Origin of the sequence: Streptomyces sp. 1331.2 (assembly GCF_900199205.1) — a bacterium.
Classification (GTDB): domain Bacteria; phylum Actinomycetota; class Actinomycetes; order Streptomycetales; family Streptomycetaceae; genus Kitasatospora.
Genome location: NZ_OBMJ01000001.1, coordinates 3,748,630 through 3,770,855, shown reverse-complemented (window position 1 = coordinate 3,770,855; position 22,226 = coordinate 3,748,630). Strand labels below are relative to the sequence as shown.

The window sequence follows — 22,226 nt, the reverse complement described above, 5'->3', positions numbered from 1 at the left end:
GCCCGTCAGCCCAGGGTCGGCAGCTTGATCAGCACCAGCAGCGCGAGCAGTTGCAGCGCCGAGGCGGCGGCGGCCTTGCCCCAGGGCAGGTCGTGCAGCCGCCGGACCATGGCGGTCAGCAGGAAGGCGCAGAGCATCCAGGTCGCCCAGCCGACGACCTGGACGACCGCGCTGCCGGAGGGCAGCACCAGGTCGAGCAGCAGCCGGGGCGCGTCGGTCAGCCAGCCGATCAGCGCGGCCAGGCCGACGGTGGACTTCCACGGGCCGTCGCCGCCCAGCTGGCGGGCCAGCGCGTAGGTGACCCCGCCGAAGATCGCGCCGGCCACGGTGAAGCCGACGGCGGCGGCGAGGATGCCGGTCAGCGCCACGGTGAAGGTCGAGTTGACGATGTCGTCGTGGGTCAGCCCGATGCCGAGCACCGCGAGCGCGCCGTACAGCAGCGAGACGGTGAGGGCGGGCAGCCAGACCTGGTGGTCGCGGGTGCGGTCGAACATCGCGGTCGGGGTGCGGAAGAGGCCGACGAACAGCTCGCGCCAGTGCGGGCGGGGGCCGGCCACGTGCGGGGCGGACCGGCCGCCGGCGCGGTAGACGGCGACGTTGTCCTGGCCGTACGGCTGCTCCTGGCCGTAAGCCTGGTCGTGACCGTACGGGGGCTCCTGGCCGTAGGCCTGGTCGTAGCCGTAGGCCTGGTCCTGGCCGTACGGCCGCTGCTGCTGCCCGTAGCCGCCGTCGTAGGGGCCGTAGGAGCCGTAGGCGCCGCCCGGGTACGGGTCGCCGACCGGGAAGGCCCTGGTGTTGCCGGGGTGGTCCGCCCCGTACGGGTCGTACTCGGGTCCGGTCCCGGGTCCTGACCCGGGACCTGCCGGGTGCGGGGCCGTGAAGTACTCCGGCCCGTCCGCCTGTCCGTGCCCCCCGGGCGCCCCCGCCGGTGGCGGAGGGGCCGACCACCCGCCGTGCGGGCGGTCGGCGCCCTGACCGCTGTCGTATCGATTACCAGCCACGGTCCGAAGGTACCCGTCCGGCCCAGTCCCCGTCGGCCCCGGACCAAGCCGGGGCCGGTTTGCAGCGAGGCTGAGACGAACGGGGCCGAAAGCCGCCCGGTGGCCGGGCGGGAGCCGCGGTCAGCGCTGGGCGCTGACCGACCGCCCGTGCACCGCTGCCGCCGCGCTGGTGCCGGCCGGGCAGCCGCCAGGGCCGGCCGAGGTGCGGACGGCGCCGACCGGCAGCAGGGTGCCGCAGGCGATCCGGATGCCGTTCGGCAGCTCGTTGTCCGACTCGACGATCGCGCCGTCGCCGATCACGGCGCCGTCCAGCGCCGAGCGGTCGCCGATGGTCGCGTAGGCGCCCACGATCGAGTCCTTGACCAGGGTGTCCGGGCCGATCACCGCGCCCGGCAGGATCACGCTGCCCTCGACGATCGCGCCGGCCTCGACCACCGCATCCTCGGCGACCACGGTGCCGCCGCTGAGCACCGCGCCCGGGTGGACGGTGGCGCCGGGCAGCAGCAGGGCGTCGCCGGTCGGCCCGGGGACGGCCGGGGAGTCGACCTTGCCGAGCACCAGGTCGGCCGAGCCGCGGACGAAGGCGGCCGGGGTGCCGAGGTCCAGCCAGTACGAGGTGTCGACGACGCCGCGCAGCAGCGCACCGGTGGCCAGCAGCTCGGGGAAGGTCTCGCGCTCGACGGAGACCTCCCGGCCGGCCGGGATGCGGTCGATCACGGACCGGGTGAAGACGTAGCAGCCGGCGTTGATCTGGTCGGTGACGATCTGCTCCGGGGTCTCCGGCTTCTCCAGGAACTCCAGCACCCGCCCGTTCCCGTCGGTCGGGACGAGGCCGAAGGCGCGCGGGTCCTCGACCCGGGTGAGGTGCAGGGTGACGTCGGCCCCGGCGGCCACGTGGCCGTCGCGCAGGGCGGCGATGTCGACGCCGGAGAGGATGTCGCCGTTGAAGACCAGGACCGGCTCGTCCGGGCCGCAGGTCAGACCGGAGGCGGCGTTGCGGATGGCCCCGCCGGTGCCCAGCGGCTCGCGCTCGGTCAGGTAGACCAGTTCGATGCCGTACGGGGTGCCGTCCTGGAAGTGGTCCTCGAACACCTCGGCCAGGTACGAGGTGGCCAGCACGACGCGGGTGACGCCGGCGGCGGCCGCGCGGGCCAGCTGGTGCGCGATGAACGGGACGCCTGCCACCGGCAGCATGGGCTTGGGGGTGTGGGTGGTCAGCGGACGCAGTCGCGTGCCCTTACCACCGACCAGCATGATCGCCTCGGTCATGGTCTGCGCTGTTCCCCTTGTGGTCTCTGCGGCCCGGCCCGGCGGGCCGATACCTCCGTCGGTGGTCTGGACCCGGCCGGCCGGTCGGGTCGGTTCCCGGCCGGCCCTGCGACCGGTACGGGTGGACCATGGCACGAGGCCGGTCCGGCGCCTACTGTATTTCCTTCTGACCGAATACCCGTCCGGCACCTGTGCGATTGGCGTCACCCGCCGCCCGCCGGCCGTCCCGCCGGAGATCGGCTCCGACGCCGAAAGCCCGGCCCGGCAGGCGCGTTGACGGCGTCCACCGGGCCGGGCGGTTGTAGCAGAACTGTCGAACAGCAGGATCTCGAACAGTGGGCCTCCGGGCGGCGGCGGACCGCTACGCGTCCACCGTCTCCGTCCGCTCCTCGGCCTCGGCCGGCGGGGTCGCCTTCACCGAGTCGAGCAGCAGCTGGGCGACGTCGACCACCTTCAGGTGCTCCTTGGCCGCGCCCTCGTTCTTCTTCCCGTTGACCGAGTCGGAGAGCATCACCAGGCAGAACGGGCAGGCGGTGGAGACGATGTCGGGGTTGAGCGACAGCGCCTCGTCCACGCGCTCGGTGTTGATCCGCTTGCCGATGCGCTCCTCCATCCACATCCGGGCACCACCGGCGCCGCAGCAGAAGCCGCGCTCCTTGTGGCGGTGCATCTCCTGCTGGCGCAGGCCGGGGACCTTGTCCATGATCTCGCGCGGCGGCGTGTAGACCTTGTTGTGGCGGCCCAGGTAGCAGGGGTCGTGGTAGGTGATCAGGCCCTCGACCGGGTTGACCGGCAGCAGCTTGCCCTCGTCGATCAGGTGCTGCAGCAGCTGGGTGTGGTGGATGACCTCGAAGTGGCCGCCCAGCTGCGGGTACTCGTTGGCGATGGTGTTGAAGCAGTGCGGGCAGGTGGCCACGATCCGCTTGGTCGGGGCGTCCTCCAGCGCGGCGTTCAGGGTCTCGACGTTCTGCGCGCCGAGCATCTGGAACAGGAACTCGTTGCCCAGGCGGCGCGGGGAGTCACCGGTGCAGGTCTCCTCCTTGCCGAGGATCGCGAACTTCACGCCCGCGGTGTGCAGCAGCTCGGCGAAGGCCTTGGTGGTCTTCTTGGCGCGGTCCTCCAGGGCGCCGGCGCAGCCGACCCAGTAGAGGTACTCGACCTCGGCGGGGTCGATGTCCTCGCCGATCACCGGCACCTCGATGCCGGTCTCCTTCTTGAGCTCCTTGACCCAGTCCAGGCGGGCCTTGGTGGCCATGCCCCACGGGTTGCCCTTGTTCTCCAGGTTCTTGAGCATCGTCCCGGCCTCGGTCGGGAAGTTGCTCTCGATCATCACCTGGTAGCGGCGCATGTCGACGATGTGGTCGATGTGCTCGATGTCCACCGGGCACTGCTCGACGCAGGCGCCGCAGGTGGTGCAGGACCACAGCACGTCCGGGTCGATGACGCCGTTCTCCTCGGCGGTGCCGACCAGCGGGCGCTCGGCCTCGGCCAGGGCGGCCGCCGGGACGTCCTTGAGCTGCTCGGAGGTGGCCTGCTCGGTGCCCTCCATGTCCTTGCCGCCACCGGCCAGCAGGTACGGCGCCTTGCCGTAGGCGTGCTCGCGCAGGCTCATGATCAGCAGCTTCGGCGAGAGCGGCTTGCCGGTGTTCCAGGCGGGGCACTGCGACTGGCAGCGGCCGCACTCGGTGCAGGTGGAGAAGTCGAGGATGCCCTTCCAGGAGAAGTGCTCGACCTGGGAGACGCCGAAGACGGCGTCCTCGGCCGGGTCCTCGAAGTCGATCGGCTGGCCCTTGCTGGTCATCGGACGGAGCGCACCGAGCGCGGTGCCGCCGTCCTCCTCGCGCTTGAAGTAGATGTTGAAGAAGCCGAGGAAGCGGTGCCAGGCCACGCCCATCGAGGGGTTGAGGCCGATGGTGGTCGCCCACGCGAACGAGATGCAGATCTTCAGCATCGCGAACAGGTAGACCAGGTTCTCCAGGGTGCCGTGCGACAGGCCGCTGAGCGCGGAGACGATCGGGTACGAGACCAGGTGCTCCGGGCCGTACGAGTCGACGCCGGCCAGGGCGCCCTCCAGCGCGCGGAGCATCAGGATGCAGAGACCGATGCCGAGGATCGTGTACTCGACGTAGAAGGCCTGCCAGGCGATCGAGCCGGCGAACCGGGACTTGCGGCCCGACCTGGACGGCAGGCTCATCAGCCGGATCACCATCAGGGTCGCGATGCCCAGCGTGGTCAGGGTGCCGACGAGCTCGACGAAGAGCTGCCAGACCATCCAGTGGCCGATGATCGGCAGTTCCCACTCGGCGTCGAAGAGCTGGCCCATCGCGTTGACGATGGTCAGCACCAGGCTGAAGAAGCCGACGGCGACGAACCAGTGGGCGATGCCGACGATCCCCCAGCGGTTCATCCTGGTGTGGCCGACGAATTCGACGGCGAGGGTCTTCACCCGCTGGGCGGGCTTGCCGAATCGGGTGGAGTCCGGCGCGCCGGTCAGCACCACCTTGAAGATGTGCCACGCCGCACGAAGGGCGAGCGCGGTGCCGATCACGAAGGTGACCAGCGAGATGACGATCGCTGCTAGCTGCATCGGCTCTCCGTCTCCTGCGGCTTCCTGTTGGGCTGTGTTCTGGAATCTGAAGGAAGTGTACTCGTCGGTAACTTGCCGGGCCGACGGCCCGGACATTACCGGTCGTCCACACGTCACCAGAAGATTCCCAGGCTATGGCGGCAGTCACGTAACGCCACCCTCACCGCACGGCGCCACAAGGCCCGGAACGTCGCACGGCTCAGCAAAGTTGAGCGGTACCCGCTCATGGCTGTTGACGCTGTCCGCCGAGTCATGCATCCTTGAGCCTGTAAAGCTCAACTCTTCCGTGGAGGTATCTACGATGGCACGCGCGGTCGGCATCGACCTCGGTACGACGAACTCGGTCGTCAGCGTTCTGGAGGGTGGCGAGCCCACCGTCATCACGAACGCCGAGGGCGCGCGGACCACGCCGTCCGTCGTCGCTTTCGCGAAGAACGGCGAGGTCCTGGTCGGCGAGGTGGCCAAGCGCCAGGCGGTCACCAACGTCGACCGCACCATCCGCTCGGTCAAGCGCCACATGGGCACCGGGTGGAAGATCAACCTGGACGGCAAGGACTTCAACCCGCAGCAGATCAGCGCCTTCATCCTGCAGAAGCTGAAGCGGGACGCCGAGGCCTACCTGGGCGAGACCGTCACCGACGCCGTCATCACCGTCCCGGCGTACTTCTCCGACTCCGAGCGCCAGGCCACCAAGGAGGCCGGTGAGATCGCGGGCCTCAACGTCCTGCGCATCGTCAACGAGCCGACCGCGGCCGCCCTCGCGTACGGCCTCGACAAGGACGACCAGACCATCCTGGTCTTCGACCTCGGCGGCGGCACCTTCGACGTCTCCCTGCTGGAGATCGGCGACGGGGTCGTCGAGGTGAAGGCCACCAACGGTGACAACCACCTCGGCGGCGACGACTGGGACCAGAAGATCGTCGACCACCTGGTCAAGACCTTCCAGGGCGGCCACGGCGTCGACCTGTCCAAGGACAAGATGGCCCTGCAGCGTCTGCGCGAGGCCGCCGAGAAGGCCAAGATCGAGCTGTCCTCGTCCTCCGAGACCTCGATCAACCTGCCCTACATCACGGCCTCCGCCGAGGGTCCGCTGCACCTGGACGAGAAGCTCACCCGCGCCCAGTTCCAGCAGCTCACCTCCGACCTGCTGGAGCGCTGCAAGATCCCGTTCCACAACGTGATCAAGGACGCCGGCATCTCGCTCTCCGAGATCGACCACGTCGTCCTCGTCGGCGGCTCGACCCGCATGCCGGCCGTCGCCGAGCTGGTCCGCGAGCTGACCGGCGGCAAGGACGCCAACAAGGGCGTCAACCCGGACGAGGTCGTCGCCATCGGCGCCTCGCTCCAGGCCGGTGTCCTCAAGGGCGAGGTCAAGGACGTCCTGCTGCTCGACGTCACCCCGCTGTCCCTCGGCATCGAGACCAAGGGCGGCATCATGACCAAGCTGATCGAGCGCAACACCACGATCCCCACCAAGCGCTCCGAGATCTTCACCACGGCCGAGGACAACCAGCCGTCCGTGCAGATCCAGGTCTACCAGGGCGAGCGCGAGATCGCGGCGTACAACAAGAAGCTCGGCATGTTCGAGCTGACCGGCCTGCCGCCGGCGCCGCGCGGCCTGCCGCAGATCGAGGTCACCTTCGACATCGACGCCAACGGCATCATGCACGTGGCCGCGAAGGACCTCGGCACCGGCAAGGAGCAGAAGATGACCGTCACCGGCGGCTCCTCGCTGCCGAAGGACGAGGTCGACCGCATGCGCCGCGAGGCCGAGCAGTACGCCGAGGACGACCACAAGCGCCGCGAGGCCGTCGAGACCCGCAACTCCGCCGAGCAGCTCGTCTACTCGACCGAGAAGTTCATCGCCGACAACTCCGACAAGCTCCCGGCCGACGTCAAGACCGAGGTCGAGACCGCCATCGGCGAGCTCAAGGAGGCCCTGAAGGGCGAGGACATCGCGAAGATCCGCGAGGCCTCGGAGAAGGTCTCCACCACCGCGCAGAAGCTCGGCCAGGCGCTCTACGCCAACGCCGACGCCCCCGCCGGTGCCGCCGCCGGCGACTCCGCCCAGGCCAAGGCCGAGGACGACGTCGTCGACGCCGAGATCGTGGACGACGAGAAGCCCAAGGGCGGTGCGGCATGACGGACAAGCCGCAGGGCGGCAAGCCCGGCGACGACTCCGCCGCCGAAGAGGCCGTGATCAAGGCTGCCGAGGAGGCCGCGGCGGCCGGTGCCGCCGAGGGCTCCACGGACGAACTCGCCACCGCTAAGCGCGAGCTGGCCGAGCGCACGGCCGACCTCCAGCGCCTGCAGGCCGAGTACCAGAACTACCGCAAGCGGGTCGAGCGCGACCGGCTGACCGTCCGCGAGATCGCGGTCTCCAACATCCTGGAGTCCCTGATCCCCGTCCTGGACGACATCGGCCGCGCCCGCGAGCACGGCGAGGTGACGGGCGGCTTCAAGTCCGTCGCCGAGTCCCTGGAGACGGTCGTCGCCAAGCTGGGCCTGCAGCAGTTCGGCAAGGAGGGCGAGCCCTTCGACCCGACCATGCACGAGGCGCTGATGCACAGCTACTCCTCGGACGTCACCGAGGACACCTGCGTGCAGATCCTCCAGCCCGGCTACCGGATCGGTGAGCGGATCATCCGCCCGGCGATGGTCGCCGTCGCGGAGCCCCAGCCGGGCACCCAGACGACCGCCGCCCCGGACGCCGACACCAAGTCCGGCGACGCGGACAAGTCCGACGGTGGCTCGGACAACTGACAGCCAGTGACAGCTGACAACCAGTGCGCTGCGGAGTCGTACGCCGGCCAACACGGCGGCCGGCTCCGCAGCGCGCTGTCAACGGCCTTGCTTTCCCCTGCTGTTGACAGCACAGTGACGATGGAACTCGGGAGGTGGCGGGAGCCATGAGCGGCAAGGACTTTGTCGAGAAGGACTACTACAAGGTCCTCGGCGTGCCCAAGGACGCCACCGCCACCGAGATCAAGAAGACCTACCGCAAGCTGGCCCGCGAGTTCCACCCCGACGCCAACACGGGTGACGCCAAGGCCGAGGAGCGGTTCAAGGACATCTCCGAGGCGTACGACGTCCTCTCCGACGAGAAGCGCCGCAAGGAGTACGACGAGGCCCGCAGCCTCTTCGCCAACGGCGGCTTCCGGGCCGGCGGCGGCCCCGGCGGCCCCGGCAGCTACAGCTTCGACTTCGGCGACCTCTTCAGCGGCAGCCAGGGCGGCGGCAGCGGCGGGATCGGCGACGTCTTCGGCGGCCTCTTCAACCGCGGCGGCAGCCGGCAGGCCCAGCCCCGGCGCGGCGCCGACGTCGAGACCGAGGTGACGCTCTCCTTCGAGGAGGCCGTCGACGGCGCGACCGTCCCGCTGCGGATGACCAGCCAGGCCCCCTGCCGCACCTGCAACGGCACCGGCGCCAAGTCCGGTACCACCCCGCGAGTCTGCCCGACCTGCGTCGGCGCCGGCACCGTCAGCCGCGGCCAGGGCGCCTTCGCCCTCTCCGAGCCCTGCAAGGACTGCCGCGGCCGGGGCATGATCGTCGACGACCCGTGCACCGACTGCCACGGCAGCGGCCGCGCCAGCTCCGCCCGCACCATGCAGGTCCGCATCCCGGCCGGCGTCCAGGCCGACCAGCGCATCCGCCTCAAGGGCAAGGGCGCCCAGGGCGAACGCGGCGGCCAGCCCGGCGACCTCTACGTCACCGTGCACGTGGACCCGCACCCCGTCTTCGGCCGCAAGGGCGACAACCTCACCGTCACCGTCCCGGTCACCTTCCCCGAGGCTGCGCTCGGCGCCACCATCGAGGTGCCCACGCTCAACGGCCCCGCCGTGAAGCTCAAGCTGCCCCCGGGCAGCGCCAACGGCCTCACCATGCGCGCCCGCGGCAAGGGCGCCACCCGCAAGGACGGCACCCGCGGCGACCTCCTCGTCACCGTCGAGGTCGTGGTCCCCCAGCACGTCAGCGGCGACGCGCTGGACGCCCTGGAGCAGTACCGCGAGGCCACCGCCTCCGACGATCCGCGAGCAGCCCTCTTCCGGGCGGCGAAGGGAGCGTGACGACCAGATGTCCCCGATGAATCCGACCAACCCCGACGGCTCGATCGGCCCCGGCCTCGGCGAAGGCCTGCCCGGTGCCGGCGCCCGCCGGCCCCGCCGGGCCGCCGCCCCGCCGACGTACGTCCTCACCGAGGACACCCCGGTGTACGTCATCTCCGTGGCCGCCGAACTGTCCGGCCTGCACCCGCAGACCCTCCGCCAGTACGACCGCCTCGGCCTCGTCTGCCCCGACCGCACCGCCGGCCGCGGACGCCGCTACTCCGCCCGCGACATCCAGCAGCTGCGCGAGGTCCAGCGGCTCTCCCAGGACGAGGGCATCAACCTGGCGGGCATCAAGCGGATCATCGAGCTGGAGAACCAGGTCACCGCCCTCCAGTCCCGCGTCGCCGAACTGGTCGACTCCCTCGAAGGCGCCGCCGCCGCCCTCCAGCAGCGCGAGGCTGCCGTCCACGCCTCCTACCGCCGCGACCTGGTCCCGTACCAGCCCCCCACCCCCCAGTCCAGCGCCCTCGTCGTCTGGCGTCCCAAGCGCTGACCACCCCGCACGGCCACCTGCCGCCGGCCCCCTCCTGTCCGGGGGGTGCCGGCGGCTTGTGGATATGTGAGAGGGTGCTTGCCCGAAGCTCGACGCTGTCGGCGACGGACGGGTGAGCAACGAGCAATCCGGGGTGCCGGGACAGCTGACAATGGTGGTCACTAGTTGCTCAGTGGATGACAGGGAGCCGAAATGAGCGGGCGAGAACAGCCAGTTCTCATGACTGGCGGATCACGAATACTGTCGCCGGAAGCCCGGGAGCTCTATCTCAAAATCATCCACAGCGGCAGCACGAAAGATGATTACGAATCAAACAAGAATAATTCCCTGCGCGAACTCATCGATCTCGGCCTCCTGATCCGGGACAGCGACGATCCGGATTTGCTCATCGCCGCGGACCCGGCTCAGCTGTCCTTCACCCTGAGCTCATCCTGGCAGCGACAGGCCCTGGATCTGCTGTCACGTTCCGTGGCACTCCCCGCCGACCTGAGCGAACTGGCCGAGGCGTTCCACAGCTCGGACCAGGAAGGCGGCCCCATCGAATACGTCCGAGGCAAGGCGCACATCAATCAGCGCGTTCAGCAGTTCTCGGCCGCCGGAATCACCGAGGGCCTGGCCATGCAACCCGGAGGGCCTCGACCTCCCGAGCTGCTGGCCTCCGGAATCGAACGCGATCTGAAGATCCTGCAGCAGGGCGCCTCGATGCGAAGCATCTACAACGCGAGCACGCGCTACCACCAGCCCACCCGTGAATACGTTTCCAGACTGACCAGGGAGGGCTACCAGTTCCGTACCCTGGACGAGCCCTACGCCCGCCTCATCATCCTCAACAGGCGGCTGGCAGTGATTCCGGTGGGCGGCGACGAGATGGCCGCCTTCATCCACGATCCCGGCGTCATCAACTTCCTCATCGAGGAGGTCTTCGAGCGGAACTGGACCCGGGCGCTGGAATTCGACGGCAATGCCGCCATCCCGCAGGAAGTCATTCCGAGGCTGCGGCAAACCATCATCGACCTACTGCTCGCCGGCACCAATCACCGCGTCATCGCCCGCCGGCTGGGGATCAGCGAGCGGACTCTGGCACGCCACATCGCCGAGATGAGGGAGGAGTACAACGTCGACTCCCTGTTCCAGCTTGGCTACATGCTGGGCCGCGCATCACAGCAGAGACCAGAATAGGGCATTCCGGCAAATACCAGCCAACCGGAGGTCAACCAGAAGTATAGGGTCCGCCCGGTCGAACTCGACTACCGTCAGCCCCAGTTGATGTCGTCGACAACCGCTTGGACCGCCGAAATGGCGCGACCGTCTCCCGCTTCCCCGTCCAGCTGCAGTCGAGCACCACCCGCTATGACACAGGCGCCGACCAAGGCCGCGGCCGCGATGGCTACCGAAAATGCAACCTTACGCACAAGCCTGGACATACGGGACAACTGTCCTCTCCTTTCCGAAAGCTCAGCGAGCGACGCTAATAGCACTGGCGTCCACATGATGCCCCACGGAGAGTTGCGGTGTCACCTGCCCGGTACCACGAGGTCCGTCATCTCCCTGCCAGGCATCCAGATGACAGGGGCAAAACCTGGACGCGGCCGAGCCCACTGATAGACGATCAGTTCGCCCCCGATAGTCCAGCACCAGCGGGCAATTCTGTTGCTGTACTGTCAAAGTTTGTTCCACATCAGGGCACCGGACCACTTGAAGCAGCAGCCACTCTCAACGCCAACCGGCGCCACTTCCCAACCCGGTCGGCCTTTCCCCGGAGTCGACATGACCGAGCCCTACCTGCGTCACCACGACAGCCAGGCCCCTGAGGGTCGGCGTGCACGCGTGTTCCTGGCCGCGCCGCTGATGCGGCTGACCGGGCCGGCCGACAGCGTGGTGACGCTCGCCAGCCGGACGCGGCTGACGACGCTCCGCACCACCCTGCTCCGCAGCGGTGCCGCCGTGTACAGCGCGCACCACAGCGATGCCTGGACCATCTCCGGCCGGGCGCCGGAGCCCCGCGTCCCCTCCGACTTCCGCGCCCTGCAGTCCGCGGACCTGGTCTTCGCCTACGTGGGAGCGCCGCTCTCGGCCGGTGTGAGCCTGGAGCTGGGTTGGGCGTCCGCGCTGCGGAAGCCGATCGTCCTCCTCGTCGACGAGGCCATCACCCACAACCCGCTGATCGCCACCATCGAGCAGGTCGCCCCCGTCCTGCCGCTGGTCTTCGACGACACCTGGTCGCAGGAGGCCCTCAACCACACGGTGGAGACCGCCCTCGACTGGGCCGGCATGGCGCTCTCCCTGCGCGAGGGCTTCTGGACCGCCCCCGGCGAGCAGTTCAACGTCCCCCGGCAGCAGCCCCCGGTCCCCGGCTACTGGCCGACCGGCGCCGCCACCGGCTGAGCAGCGCTCACCCACCGGACTCCCCCGTCCGGGCCCCCGTATCTGCCGGCCCTGTCGGAACAGCGTCTCCGCGTCGTACAGCTCACGCAGCCGGGCGATGTGACCGGCGACCGTCCGCTCGCTCAGCCCCGTCCGGCCGGCGATCGCCCGCTGCGTGAGCCCCCGGGCGGCGGTGAGCAGGGTGGACGGGGCGGAGGGCTCATCGGTCATCGCGGGCTCATCGGTCATCGCGGGCTCATCGGTCATCGCGGGCTCATCGGTCATCGCGGGCTCATCGGTCATCGCGGGCGCCTCTCATCAGCCAGCCGAGCTGGAAGAGGGTCTGAGCGCCGTAGCGGTCGCGGAGGCGGGAGATGTGGGCGGCGACGGTGCGTTCGCTGAGGCCCAGGCGGGTGGCGACGGCGCGTTGGGTGAGGCCGCGGGCGAGGAGGCGGCCGACCCGGTCGGGGATGGTGCGGGTGGTGCCCTGGCCGAGGGCGGTGGCGGCTGCGGCGGTGTCGGCGCGGGCCCAGTCGCGTTCGAAGGTGCCGACCAGGAAAGCGATGGTGGCCGGGTCGCTGATGAAGGCGGCGGTGCTGTTGTCCTCGCTGGCGGAGATCACGGCGACGGTGCGGTCGAAGACGATCAGCCGTTGGAAGGGCTCGTCGAGGACGCGGATGAGGGAGCCGTGCCGGGTGACCTCCTCGGCGTAGGCGAGGGCGGGCGGGTCGGCGAGGGCGACCGGCTGGTAGATGGTGCGCAGGGAGCAGCCGCGCTGGAGGAGTTGGACGTCCTGGAGGAGGGCGACCTGCAGGGTGTCGGCGGGGCGGTGGCCGGGTTGGGCGGTGAGGACCTCGGAGCGGCAGTCGGAGACCAGTTGGGAGATCCGCTGGCGGATGTGGACGTGTCCTTCGACGTGGACGGCGCCGCCGGCCCGGCCCGAGGGGCGGGGCATCGCGTCGTAGGCGCGGGTGAGGCCGTCGAGGGTGCCGGGCAGGCTCTCGGCGCGGACCAGCAGCCGGGTGGCCTCACTGCGGAGTTCGGCGCCGAGGCGGTCGCTGACCGAGCGGGGGCTGACGGCGGTGTAGCAGTGGTCCACCGCATTGACCATCAGCAGGCCGATGTCGATGAGCTGTCGGAGCGCGGCCTGGTCGGTGTCGGTGACTCCGCCGCAGGGGATGCGGCCGCCCTCGGCGATGATCGCCAGGTACAGCTGCCGGGCGGCTTCGTCGGGCTGCTCGCCCACGGGCCCGGTGTGGTGCGGTTCGACCGCCGGTTCCGCCGTCACGTCGCTCGCACTCCCCCTGCCGGATTGCGGATCGGCGGTCACGGTACCTGGTGGGACGGCGGGCCCCGGGCCCGGGTGCCGTCGCACACCGGGACGTCCGCGGGCCCGCCGTCCTTACGCCAATGCCACGGCGCTTCCGTCGAGGCGGAGCAGCAACGCCTCGACGGATCCGGTTCCGGGTGCCATCACCACACATGGTCCCGGCCGGCGCTCTTCCCCCCCGTTCCACAGCTGCACGTCGGTGCTCCTGCAGTCACGTTCGAAGAGCAAGTCGCCTCCATCGGGCCGCGGTTGCCCGGACGACTTGGCGTGACTCCACCCTCACAGCGTGACGGCCGGTGAACAAGTGCCGCCCGAGTGCATGTTCGCGCAAATGCAGATACCTGCAGGGCGGCGCGGGGGCACGGGTCGGGGCGGTGGGCCGCATTCCGGTAAAGGCCGAGGCCAGCGGGGGGTGCGGGGGCGGACCGGCGGTTCCGCCGATCGGCCGGGGGCGGTGATCGTGCCGGTGCGCGTTCCTGCAACGGGGGCGGCGCCTGAGCTGCATGTCTACGCGCGGTGACAATCGGGCCGCCTCAGCGCGCCAGCAGCCGCCCGCGTGCCAGCCCGGCCGCGGTCCCGCCCGCCGCGAGCACCCAGGCGAGCGCCAGCAGCAGGAACAGCCCCGCGGCCAGCCCGGTGAAGCCCCCGAAGCCGGTGTGCCGGGCAAGCGCGGAGGCGCCGGTGACGCAGGTGCCGATCGGGAAGGTGTACGCCCACCAGGTCATCGCGAACGGCATCCCGGCCCGCCGGGCGCGCAGGTTGGCGGCGAGGGCGACGGCCAGCCAGAGCATCGCGACGCCGATCACCGCGACGCCGTACAGCTCGGCGAGGTCGCGCATGGCCGGGGCGAGCGCGGGCAGCACCGGGCGGGCGGCGTCGGCGAGCTGGTGGACGGCGGTCACGGACTGGCCGAGCGGGCCGAGCACCAGGAACAGCGAGGGGGTGAGCACCAGGGTGGGCAGCTTGCTGTGCAGCAGCCCGGTGAACACCACCGGCAGCAGCACCAGGGTGGCCAGCAGCCCGACCCCGAACAGCCCGCAGCAGGCGTACAGCATGGCCTGCTGCGGTGCCCCGGCCGGCAGGTGCGGGACCAGCGCCGGACCGCAGGCGGAGGCGACCAGCGGGGCGACCACCGGCAGCAGCCAGGTCGGGTTGGCCTCCAGGGCGGAGACCGGGTGCCGGGTGATCATCAGGTAGGGGATGCCGCCGGCGACGGCCAGCGCGTACAGGGTGCCCACGCCCCACAGCACCGCGTCCAGGGCGACCGCCGGGCCGGTGCCGATGACCCGGGAGCCGAGCAGCAGGGTGCCGAGGCCGACCGCGAGCAGCGCCATCGGCGGGCAGCCGTAGAAGACGGCGGTGGCCGGGTTGTCCAGCAGCTGGGCGCGGGCCGCTTCGCGGTGCCGGGTGAGGTGGACCAGCCGGGCCGGGACCAGCACCAGCAGAGCGGCCATGCCGAGCGCCCACAGCACCTCGCCGAAGCCGATCAGCCCGGGCAGCCGTACCGGCAGGACGGCGGCGCCGTTGCCCAGGATCGCGGTGCCCATCACGGCGGCGTACCAGTTGGGGCCGAGCTGGGAGAGGTCGTACCGCGAGCGGCGAATGGCGGGGCGGGCGAGGGGGCGGATATCGGCCAAGGTGGACATGCTCCCCACCATCGGTCCGAAGGCCGGGCGCCGGTAGCGCCGAAGATCCTATGGCGGCATAGCCTGGAGCTATGACCCTCTCCCCACACGTCCCCGAGCTCGGCGCCCTGGAACTGCTGCTCGCGGTGGCCCGACTGGGCAGCGTCGGACGGGCGGCCGCCGAGCTGGGCGTCAGCCAGCCGACCGCCAGCGCCCGGATCAAGGGCATGGAGCGGCAGATCGGCGTCCCGCTGCTGGACCGCTCGCCCCGGGGCAGCAAGCCGACCGAGGCGGGGCGGCTGGTGGTCGAGTGGGCCCGGCAGGTGGTGGAGGCGGCGCAGGCACTGGACGCCGGGATCGACGCGCTGCGCGAGCGCCGGGACGCCAAGCTGCGGGTGGTGGCCAGCCTGACCGTCGCCGAGTACCTGATGCCGGGCTGGCTGCTGGGGCTGGCCGAGGCCAGTCCGGGCACGGCGGTGACGCTGCGGACGGCGAACTCGGCGGAGGTCGCCGGGCACGTCCTGGCCGGGCACGCCGACCTCGGCTTCGTCGAGGGCCCGGCCACCCCGCCCGGACTGGCCGGCGCGGTGGTGGCGGCGGACCGGCTGGTCGTCGTGGTGGCGCCCGGCCACCCGTGGGCGCGCCGCCGCACTCCACTGACCGGCGCCGAGCTGGCGGCCACCCCGCTCGTGCTGCGCGAGCCCGGCTCGGGCACCCGGGAGGTGCTGGAGGCGGCGCTGCGGCCGTACGGCGGCGCGACGCAGCCCCGGCTGGAACTGGCCTCGTCCACGGCGCTGAAGGCGGCCGCGATGACCGGCGCGGGGCCGGTCTGCCTGAGCGAGCTGGCGGTGGTGGAGGAGCTGGCGACCCGGCGGCTGGTCGAGGTGCCGCTGGCGGAGGGGCTGGACCTGCGGCGGCCGCTGCGGGCGGTGTGGCCGACCGGGCAGCGGCCGGGCGGCCCGGCCCGGGAGCTGCTGGGGCTGACCCGGCGGAGCTCCCCCAGGCGCTCGACCGGGAATTGACCCTCCCGGAAAAGCTTGAGGTGGAAAGTTGAGCGCAATAGACTCAACTTAGTGCATGCTGTAGGTAGCAGCAGAACGACGACCAGGGAGGACTCCCCAGCAGTGGACGCCAGCAAGTTCACCACCAAGACGCAGGACGCCCTGTCCGCCGCGATCCGGCAGGCGGGCGCGGCCGGCAACCCGGACGTCAAGCCGGTGCACATCCTGATCGCCCTGCTGGAGCAGCCCGAGGGCATCGCCCGGCCCCTGCTGGAGGCGGTCGGGGCCGACGTCGCCCGGCTCGACACCGAGGCGCGCCGCCAGGCGGCCGCCCTGCCCAGTGCGATGGGCTCGACGGTCGCCGCGCCGCAGCTCGCCCGGGACACCCTGGCGGTGCTCACCGAGGCCGGCCGGCGCGCCGACGACCTGGACGACCAGTACGTCTCCACCGAGCACCTGATGGTCGGCCTGGCCGCCGAGGGCGGGCCGGTCGCCGAGCTGCTGGTGCAGCAGGGCGCGACGCCGAAGGCCCTGCTCGCCGCGTTCAAGGACGTCCGCGGCACCGGGCGGGTCACCTCGCCGGATCCGGAGGGCACCTACAAGGCGCTGGAGAAGTACGGCACCGACCTCACCCAGGCCGCCCGCGACGGCAAGCTCGACCCGGTGATCGGCCGCGACCAGGAGATCCGCCGGGTGGTCCAGGTGCTCTCCCGCCGGACCAAGAACAACCCGGTGCTGATCGGCGAGCCGGGCGTCGGCAAGACCGCCGTGGTCGAGGGCCTGGCCCAGCGGATCGTGGCCGGCGACGTGCCGGAGTCACTGCGCGGCAAGCGGCTGGTCTCGCTGGACCTCGGTGCGATGGTCGCGGGCGCCAAGTTCCGCGGCGAGTTCGAGGAGCGGCTGAAGGCCGTCCTCAACGACATCAAGGCCTCCGACGGCCGGGTCGTCACCTTCATCGACGAGCTGCACACCGTGGTCGGCGCGGGCGCCGGCGGCGACTCCGCGATGGACGCGGGCAACATGCTCAAGCCGATGCTGGCCCGTGGCGAGTTGCGGATGGTCGGCGCCACCACGCTGGACGAGTACCGCGAGCGGATCGAGAAGGACCCGGCCCTGGAGCGGCGCTTCCAGCAGGTGCTGGTCGGCGAGCCCAGCGTGGAGGACTCGATCGCCATCCTGCGCGGCCTCAAGGGCCGGTACGAGGCGCACCACAAGGTGCAGATCTCGGACGCCGCCCTGGTCGCCGCCGCCACCCTGTCCAACCGCTACATCACCTCCCGCTTCCTGCCCGACAAGGCGATCGACCTGGTCGACGAGGCGGCCTCCCGGCTGCGGATGGAGATCGACTCCTCCCCGGTCGAGATCGACGAACTCCAGCGCTCCGTCGACCGGTTGCGGATGGAGGAGCTGGCCCTGGAGAAGGAGTCCGACCCGGCCTCGGTCGACCGGCTGGCCCGGCTGCGGCGCGATCTCGCCGACAAGAACGAGCAGTTGAGCGTGCTCACGGCGCGCTGGGAGCAGGAGAAGAAGAGCCTCAACCGGGTCGGCGAGCTGAAGGAGCGGCTGGACGACCTGCACGGTGTGCTCGAACGCGCCCAGCGCGACGGGGACTTCGAGCGGGCGTCCAAGCTGATGTACGCCGAGATCCCGGCCGCCGAGGCGGAGCTCGCCGAGGCCCAGGAGCGCGCCGCGACTGCGGACACCGAGGCCGGGTCCGCCTCCGCCTCGATGGTCAAGGAGGAGGTCGGCCCGGACGACGTGGCCGACGTGGTCGCCTCCTGGACGGGCATCCCGGCCGGCCGGCTGCTGGAGGGCGAGAGCGCGAAACTCCTGCGCATGGAGGAGGAGTTGGGCCGACGCCTGATCGGCCAGCAGGAGGCCGTGCAGGCCGTCTCGGACGCGGTGCGCCGCACCCGCTCCGGCATCGCCGACCCGGACCGCCCGACCGGCTCCTTCCTCTTCCTCGGCCCGACGGGCGTCGGCAAGACCGAACTCGCCAAGGCCCTGGCCGACTTCCTCTTCGACGACGAGCGGGCGATGGTCCGGATCGACATGAGCGAGTACGGCGAGAAGCACTCCGTCTCCCGCCTGGTCGGCGCCCCGCCCGGGTACGTCGGCTACGAGGAGGGCGGCCAGCTCACCGAGGCGGTCCGCCGCCGCCCGTACAGCGTGGTCCTGCTGGACGAGGTGGAGAAGGCGCATCCGGAGGTCTTCGACGTCCTGCTCCAGGTGCTGGACGACGGCCGGCTCACCGACGGCCAGGGCCGCACGGTGGACTTCCGCAACGCGATCCTGATCCTCACCTCCAACCTGGGCAGTCAGTTCCTGGTCGACCCGACCACCCCGGAGGCGGAGAAGCGCGAGCTGGTGCTGGCCGCCGTCCGGGCCGCGTTCAAGCCGGAGTTCCTGAACCGGCTGGACGACATCGTGGTCTTCGAGCCGCTGGGCACCGCCGAGCTGAGCCGGATCGTCGACCTGCAGGTGGCCCGCCTGGGCGAGCGGCTGAACGAGCGGCGGCTCACCCTGGACGTCTCCGAGGCGGCCCGCGACTGGCTGGCGCTCGCCGGCTACGACCCGGCGTACGGCGCCCGTCCGCTGCGCCGGCTGGTGCAGTCCGCGATCGGCGACCAGCTGGCCCGGGCGATCCTGTCCGGCGCGGTGCACGACGGGGACACCGTCCTGGTCGAGCGGGACGAGGAGGGCGACGGGCTCACCGTGCGCGGCCGGGGGCCGCTGGAGAAGTAGCCCGCCGCGGGCCGGGAGCGCGGCAGACACCCGCGTTCCCGGCCCGCACCGCGTCACTCGCCCACGGTCACGTCACTCGGCGGTGCCCCGCCGCAGCCGGTGCCGCGTGCGGTCCCGCCGGCTGCGCGCCAGCCGGTGCAGCTCGGCGCTCTGGGGCTCCGGCAGGTTCCAGGTCTGGGTCAGCAGGCGCAGTGTGGAGACCCTCGGGCAGGACACGCCCCGCTCCAGGTCCCGGATCGAGCGCACGCTCAGCCCCGTCGCGTCACCCAGCTGCTCCTGCGTCATCCCCCGTTCGAGCCGGATGCTCCGCAGCAGCGCCCCGAGCGTCGCGCCCTCCCCCGTCACCGTTCCGTCCACTCCCGTTCCCCCCTCGACTCGGCACAGCTCAACTTGCCCGCTTAGTACGGGCTTTGTGCGAAATGAGTTCCGTCGCACGCTAACCGCATCCGGCCCGTACGGCAGGCGAACCCGCGCGCCGGGCGCGTGACGTGGCTCACGCGCGCCCCTCCGGAGCGCCCGCGTCGCTCCTCGGACACCCTCCGTGACCACCGCCCGCCCGACCACCCGCCACGGTCGCCCGCCGGACCGTCCCCGACCCGCCCCCGGCACCCCGCTGACCACGCCCGGACAGCGCCCGGACGACGCCCTGGCGAAGATCGATGCACTCCCGGGTGCCCCTGTGAGCGAGGCCCCGGATGAGGCAGGATGGGAGGTGGAAAGGGCGGCCTCTCATTGCCGGCCACCACGTGCACTGAGGAATGAGGACCCCCATGAGCATCGACCCGTCGTCCATCCCCTCCTTCGGCGTACCCCAGGGCGGCCAGCCCGGCGGCCAGGGTGGCCGACCGGCCGGCCCGCCGCCGATCATCGTCCCGGACCAGGGCCTGGTCACCCAGCTGCTCGACCAGATGCAGCTCAAGCACGTCGTGGACGAGGAGGGCGACCTCACCGCCCCCTGGGAGGGCTTCCGCGTCTACTACATGTTCCGCGGCGAGCAGAAGGAGCTCTTCGCGGTGCGCGCCTTCTACGACCGCGCGTACCCGCTGGAGAAGAAGGGCGAGATCCTCGACCTGATCGACGAGTGGAACCGCGAGACCCTTTGGCCCAAGGTCTACACCCACACCCACGAGGACGGCGTGGTCCGCCTGATCGGCGAGGCCCAGATGATCGTCGGCGCCGGCGTCAACCTGGACTACTTCGTGACCACCACCGCCAACTGGACCCAGGCCGCGGTCGGCTTCGAGCAGTGGATGGTCGAGCGCCTGGGCCTGCAGGACGAGATCGAGGGCGAGGACGGCGAGAGCACCGAGGGCACCGACGAGGCCTGATCCGGCCCCGGAACCCCCCGGAGCCTCCCGGCACCGTCCGGCACCTCCCGGAACGGCCCGCCACCCCGCACCCGCGGGTGGCGGGCCGTTCTTGTCCCCGGCCACCGGCTGTCCCAGGATGGGCGCGACGACGACGCGTGAGGAGCCGCAATGGGTACGAGGCCGCTGTTGAACCGCCGACTGGCCGGGATGGGCACGACGATCTTCGCCGAGATGTCCGCCCTGGCCACGGCCACCGGATCGATCAACCTCGGCCAGGGCTTTCCGGACACCGACGGACCCGAGGAAGTCCGCGAGGCCGCCGTACGGGCGCTGCGCGAGGGCCGCGGCAACCAGTACCCGCCCGGCCCCGGCATCCCGGAGCTGCGCACCGCGATCGCCGAGCACCAGCAGCGCTTCCACGGCCTGAGCTACGACCCGGACGCCGAGGTCCTGGTCACCGCCGGCGCCACCGAGGCGATCGCCGCCACCCTGTTGGCCCTGCTGGAACCCGGGGACGAGGTCATCGCCCTGGAGCCCTTCTACGACTCCTACGCCGCCTGCATCGCGATGGCCGGCGCCACCCGCGTCCCGCTCACCCTCCGGGCCCCGGCCTTCCGCCCCGACCTCGACGAGCTGCGTGCGCTGATCACCCCGCGCACCCGCCTCCTGCTGCTCAACACCCCGCACAACCCGACCGGCACCGTCCTCACCGCCGAGGAGCTGGCCGCCGTCGCCGCCCTCGCCGTCGAGCACGACCTGCTGGTGGTCACCGACGAGGTCTACGAGCACCTGGTCTTCGGCACCACCCACCACCCGATCGCCGCCCTGCCCGGCATGCGCGAGCGGACCGTCACCATCTCCTCGGCCGGCAAGACCTTCTCCTTCACCGGCTGGAAGGTCGGCTGGGTCACCGCGACCCCGGCCCTGGTCTCGGCCGTCCGCACCGCGAAGCAGTACCTCACCTACGTCAGCGCCGGCCCCTTCCAGTACGCCGTCGCCGAGGCGCTGCGGCTGCCCGACGCCTACTTCGACGGTTTCCGCGCGGACCTCCACCGCAAGCGCGACCTGCTGGTCGACGGCCTCACCGCAGCCGGATTCCGGGCGTTCACCCCCCAGGGCACCTACTTCGTCACCACCGACATCACCCCGCTCGGCGAGAAGGACGGCATCGAGTTCTGCCGCGCCCTGCCGGAGCGCTGCGGCGTCGTCGCCATCCCGAACGCGGTGTTCTACGACGACCCGGACGCCGGCCGTAGCCTGGTCCGCTTCACTTTCTGCAAAAGGGACGACGTCCTCCAGGAGGCCGTGGACCGGTTGCAGCGCCTTTGAGGGGCCGCGCGCCCCCCTTCACGCCCTTCGAACAGCAGCATGAACCGCCCGACACATGTTCTGACGGATCATCAACTCACCTGACCCGCTTGCCGGTTTGCTGCTCCCGAGGCAGGACGGACGGCCCGTCCGGCACTCCCCGACCGCCCTCCGCACCCCGTGTGCGGAGGGCGGCGGCGCGTGATGCGCACAGAGGGCGCACGACCGGCGCGCACGGCGCGCGACCCGGTGGTAGGGGCGCGCGCTGTGCAGAGTCGCACACCGGGTCGATCAGACCCGGGAAGCAGGTGTGCTCGAAACGGTGAATGCTTGACAAAGATGGGTAAATCACCGGCGGACCCGGCGCATTCGTGCTTCTCTGCTGCTGAATCTCCAGCCGGAATCCTTCCTTCCACGGTCGGCCGCGCCCAGGGCCGCACAGCCACGAACAGCCTCGCCATCGCCTAGGCCTACTCGATGCTGCTCGGCGGGCGCGCACGGAGCTGAAACGCGGAGCCGAGCATGCTCACCACACTGCAGACCTCCTACACGGACACCCGCGCCGGTGACCTCGCCTGGTGCCTCGGCGGCGACCCCCTGCCCGCTCTCGCGGTCCGCGACCTGAGACTCGACGGAGGCGGCCGTCCGGACACGCCCGGCACCCTCCAGCTGCGGCTGCTGGGCGCCTCGCACCAGGTGGTGATCGACGCCGGCCCCGGCCGGTGCCTGGAGACCGTCGCCTGCCTGCCCGGCCGCCGCACCCCGCTGCCGGCCCGGGTGGCCAAACAGGTCGGCGGCTGGGAGTACGAGTTCGCCGCCCGGATCGAGGCGCTGCCGCCGCACGACTTCGCGGCCCGCGCCCAGGAACTGCTGGCCCTGGTCGAAGGGCACCCGCGGGGCCTCGCCGGAGTCTTCCCGGGCGACCCGAGCGCCTTCACCGCGCTGGTCACCCAGGGCGGGCAGGACCGGCTGCTCTGGCGGACCTGGCACGCCTACCCCCAGGAGGGGCAGCTGGTGTGCACCCGCTCCTCGCTCGTGGCGTCGGGGGCATGACCCCCGACGGCCCGGGCGGAACCACCGATCC

The 22,226-nt window shown here is 71.3% G+C and carries 16 protein-coding genes and 1 pseudogene; 11 read left to right on the top strand and 6 right to left on the bottom strand.

The window, feature by feature from the left end; all coding sequences use genetic code 11:
• Positions 1-5 precede the first annotated feature (5 nt).
• The 3 genes and pseudogenes from CRP52_RS15935 to CRP52_RS15925 form a co-directional block, all read right to left on the bottom strand.
• Complete coding sequence (locus tag CRP52_RS15935) at positions 6-1,001, bottom strand: Yip1 family protein (protein ID WP_097237003.1); 996 nt, start codon at positions 999-1,001, stop codon at positions 6-8.
• A gap of 195 nt (positions 1,002-1,196) precedes the next feature.
• Positions 1,197-2,270: pseudogene (locus CRP52_RS15930) on the bottom strand (sugar phosphate nucleotidyltransferase); the annotation flags it as partial.
• Positions 2,271-2,631: 361 nt separating this feature from the next.
• Positions 2,632-4,857, bottom strand: coding sequence for a (Fe-S)-binding protein (locus CRP52_RS15925; RefSeq protein ID WP_097237001.1), 2,226 nt, complete (start codon positions 4,855-4,857; stop codon positions 2,632-2,634).
• 301 nt (positions 4,858-5,158) lie between these two features.
• Between CRP52_RS15925 and dnaK the strand changes: the two genes are divergently transcribed.
• The 6 genes from dnaK to CRP52_RS15895 all read left to right on the top strand — a co-directional run bounded on the left by dnaK (position 5,159) and on the right by CRP52_RS15895 (position 11,844).
• The gene (dnaK, locus tag CRP52_RS15920) at positions 5,159-7,000 is read left to right on the top strand and encodes a molecular chaperone DnaK (RefSeq protein WP_030056611.1); all 1,842 of its coding nucleotides are present in this window, start codon (positions 5,159-5,161) and stop codon (positions 6,998-7,000) included.
• Complete coding sequence (gene grpE / locus CRP52_RS15915) at positions 6,997-7,620, top strand: nucleotide exchange factor GrpE (RefSeq protein WP_097237000.1); 624 nt, start codon at positions 6,997-6,999, stop codon at positions 7,618-7,620. Before dnaK ends, grpE begins: the two co-directional genes overlap by 4 nt.
• 146 nt (positions 7,621-7,766) lie before the next feature.
• Entirely contained in the window at positions 7,767-8,924 is a 1,158-nt protein-coding gene (gene dnaJ / locus CRP52_RS15910; protein ID WP_097236999.1) for a molecular chaperone DnaJ, read from the top strand.
• A gap of 7 nt (positions 8,925-8,931) precedes the next feature.
• Positions 8,932-9,459, top strand: a complete 528-nt coding sequence (locus tag CRP52_RS15905) for a heat shock protein transcriptional repressor HspR (RefSeq protein WP_097236998.1) — start codon at positions 8,932-8,934, stop codon at positions 9,457-9,459.
• 192 nt (positions 9,460-9,651) lie between these two features.
• Positions 9,652-10,638 carry a helix-turn-helix transcriptional regulator gene (locus CRP52_RS15900; RefSeq protein ID WP_107474896.1) on the top strand — a complete coding sequence of 329 codons (987 nt, stop codon included), beginning with the start codon at positions 9,652-9,654 and terminating at the stop codon, positions 10,636-10,638.
• A gap of 588 nt (positions 10,639-11,226) precedes the next feature.
• Complete coding sequence (locus CRP52_RS15895) at positions 11,227-11,844, top strand: hypothetical protein (RefSeq protein ID WP_051709310.1); 618 nt, start codon at positions 11,227-11,229, stop codon at positions 11,842-11,844.
• Between the two features lie 271 nt (positions 11,845-12,115).
• Here CRP52_RS15895 and CRP52_RS15890 read toward each other — a convergent pair whose 3' ends face one another.
• A complete protein-coding gene (locus CRP52_RS15890; RefSeq protein ID WP_257032515.1) occupies positions 12,116-13,111 on the bottom strand; it encodes a LuxR C-terminal-related transcriptional regulator in 996 nt (331 codons plus the stop codon).
• 575 nt (positions 13,112-13,686) lie between these two features.
• A complete protein-coding gene (locus CRP52_RS15885; protein ID WP_097240117.1) occupies positions 13,687-14,799 on the bottom strand; it encodes a TDT family transporter in 1,113 nt (370 codons plus the stop codon).
• Between the two features lie 71 nt (positions 14,800-14,870).
• On the opposite strand from CRP52_RS15885, the gene CRP52_RS15880 reads away from it, so the two are divergent.
• Together CRP52_RS15880 and clpB are read left to right on the top strand one after the other, a co-directional pair.
• Positions 14,871-15,800, top strand: a complete 930-nt coding sequence (locus CRP52_RS15880) for a LysR family transcriptional regulator (RefSeq protein ID WP_097236996.1) — start codon at positions 14,871-14,873, stop codon at positions 15,798-15,800.
• A 102-nt stretch (positions 15,801-15,902) separates the two neighbouring features.
• Complete coding sequence (gene clpB, locus CRP52_RS15875; protein WP_097236995.1) at positions 15,903-18,524, top strand: ATP-dependent chaperone ClpB; 2,622 nt, start codon at positions 15,903-15,905, stop codon at positions 18,522-18,524.
• Positions 18,525-18,596: 72 nt separating this feature from the next.
• Here clpB and CRP52_RS15870 read toward each other — a convergent pair whose 3' ends face one another.
• On the bottom strand, positions 18,597-18,881 hold the full coding sequence (locus CRP52_RS15870) for a helix-turn-helix domain-containing protein (RefSeq protein WP_097236994.1): 285 nt from the start codon (positions 18,879-18,881) through the stop codon (positions 18,597-18,599).
• A 413-nt stretch (positions 18,882-19,294) separates the two neighbouring features.
• Here CRP52_RS15870 and CRP52_RS15865 point away from each other — a divergent pair, with 413 nt between their 5' ends.
• From CRP52_RS15865 to CRP52_RS15855, 3 genes are all read left to right on the top strand, one after another.
• The gene (locus CRP52_RS15865; protein WP_097236993.1) at positions 19,295-19,852 is read left to right on the top strand and encodes a YbjN domain-containing protein; all 558 of its coding nucleotides are present in this window, start codon (positions 19,295-19,297) and stop codon (positions 19,850-19,852) included.
• A gap of 150 nt (positions 19,853-20,002) precedes the next feature.
• A complete protein-coding gene (locus tag CRP52_RS15860) occupies positions 20,003-21,163 on the top strand; it encodes a pyridoxal phosphate-dependent aminotransferase (protein WP_097236992.1) in 1,161 nt (386 codons plus the stop codon).
• Positions 21,164-21,664: 501 nt separating this feature from the next.
• Complete coding sequence (locus CRP52_RS15855; protein WP_097236991.1) at positions 21,665-22,195, top strand: DUF2617 family protein; 531 nt, start codon at positions 21,665-21,667, stop codon at positions 22,193-22,195.
• Positions 22,196-22,226 lie beyond the last annotated feature (31 nt).

Excerpts from the sequence above, each read along its gene's own strand:
- CRP52_RS15860 (WP_097236992.1), top strand. The coding sequence starts at position 20,003 with ATGGGTACGAGGCCGCTGTTGAACCGCCGACTGGCCGGGATGGGCACG.
- CRP52_RS15900 (WP_107474896.1), top strand. The coding sequence starts at position 9,652 with ATGAGCGGGCGAGAACAGCCAGTTCTCATGACTGGCGGATCACGAATA.
- CRP52_RS15925 (WP_097237001.1), bottom strand. The coding sequence starts at position 4,857 with ATGCAGCTAGCAGCGATCGTCATCTCGCTGGTCACCTTCGTGATCGGC.
- CRP52_RS15880 (WP_097236996.1), top strand. The coding sequence starts at position 14,871 with ATGACCCTCTCCCCACACGTCCCCGAGCTCGGCGCCCTGGAACTGCTG.
- CRP52_RS15855 (WP_097236991.1), top strand. The coding sequence starts at position 21,665 with ATGCTCACCACACTGCAGACCTCCTACACGGACACCCGCGCCGGTGAC.
- dnaK (WP_030056611.1), top strand. The coding sequence starts at position 5,159 with ATGGCACGCGCGGTCGGCATCGACCTCGGTACGACGAACTCGGTCGTC.
- CRP52_RS15885 (WP_097240117.1), bottom strand. The coding sequence starts at position 14,799 with ATGTCCACCTTGGCCGATATCCGCCCCCTCGCCCGCCCCGCCATTCGC.
- CRP52_RS15865 (WP_097236993.1), top strand. The coding sequence starts at position 19,295 with ATGAGCATCGACCCGTCGTCCATCCCCTCCTTCGGCGTACCCCAGGGC.
- grpE (WP_097237000.1), top strand. The coding sequence starts at position 6,997 with ATGACGGACAAGCCGCAGGGCGGCAAGCCCGGCGACGACTCCGCCGCC.
- CRP52_RS15895 (WP_051709310.1), top strand. The coding sequence starts at position 11,227 with ATGACCGAGCCCTACCTGCGTCACCACGACAGCCAGGCCCCTGAGGGT.
- dnaJ (WP_097236999.1), top strand. The coding sequence starts at position 7,767 with ATGAGCGGCAAGGACTTTGTCGAGAAGGACTACTACAAGGTCCTCGGC.
- CRP52_RS15905 (WP_097236998.1), top strand. The coding sequence starts at position 8,932 with ATGTCCCCGATGAATCCGACCAACCCCGACGGCTCGATCGGCCCCGGC.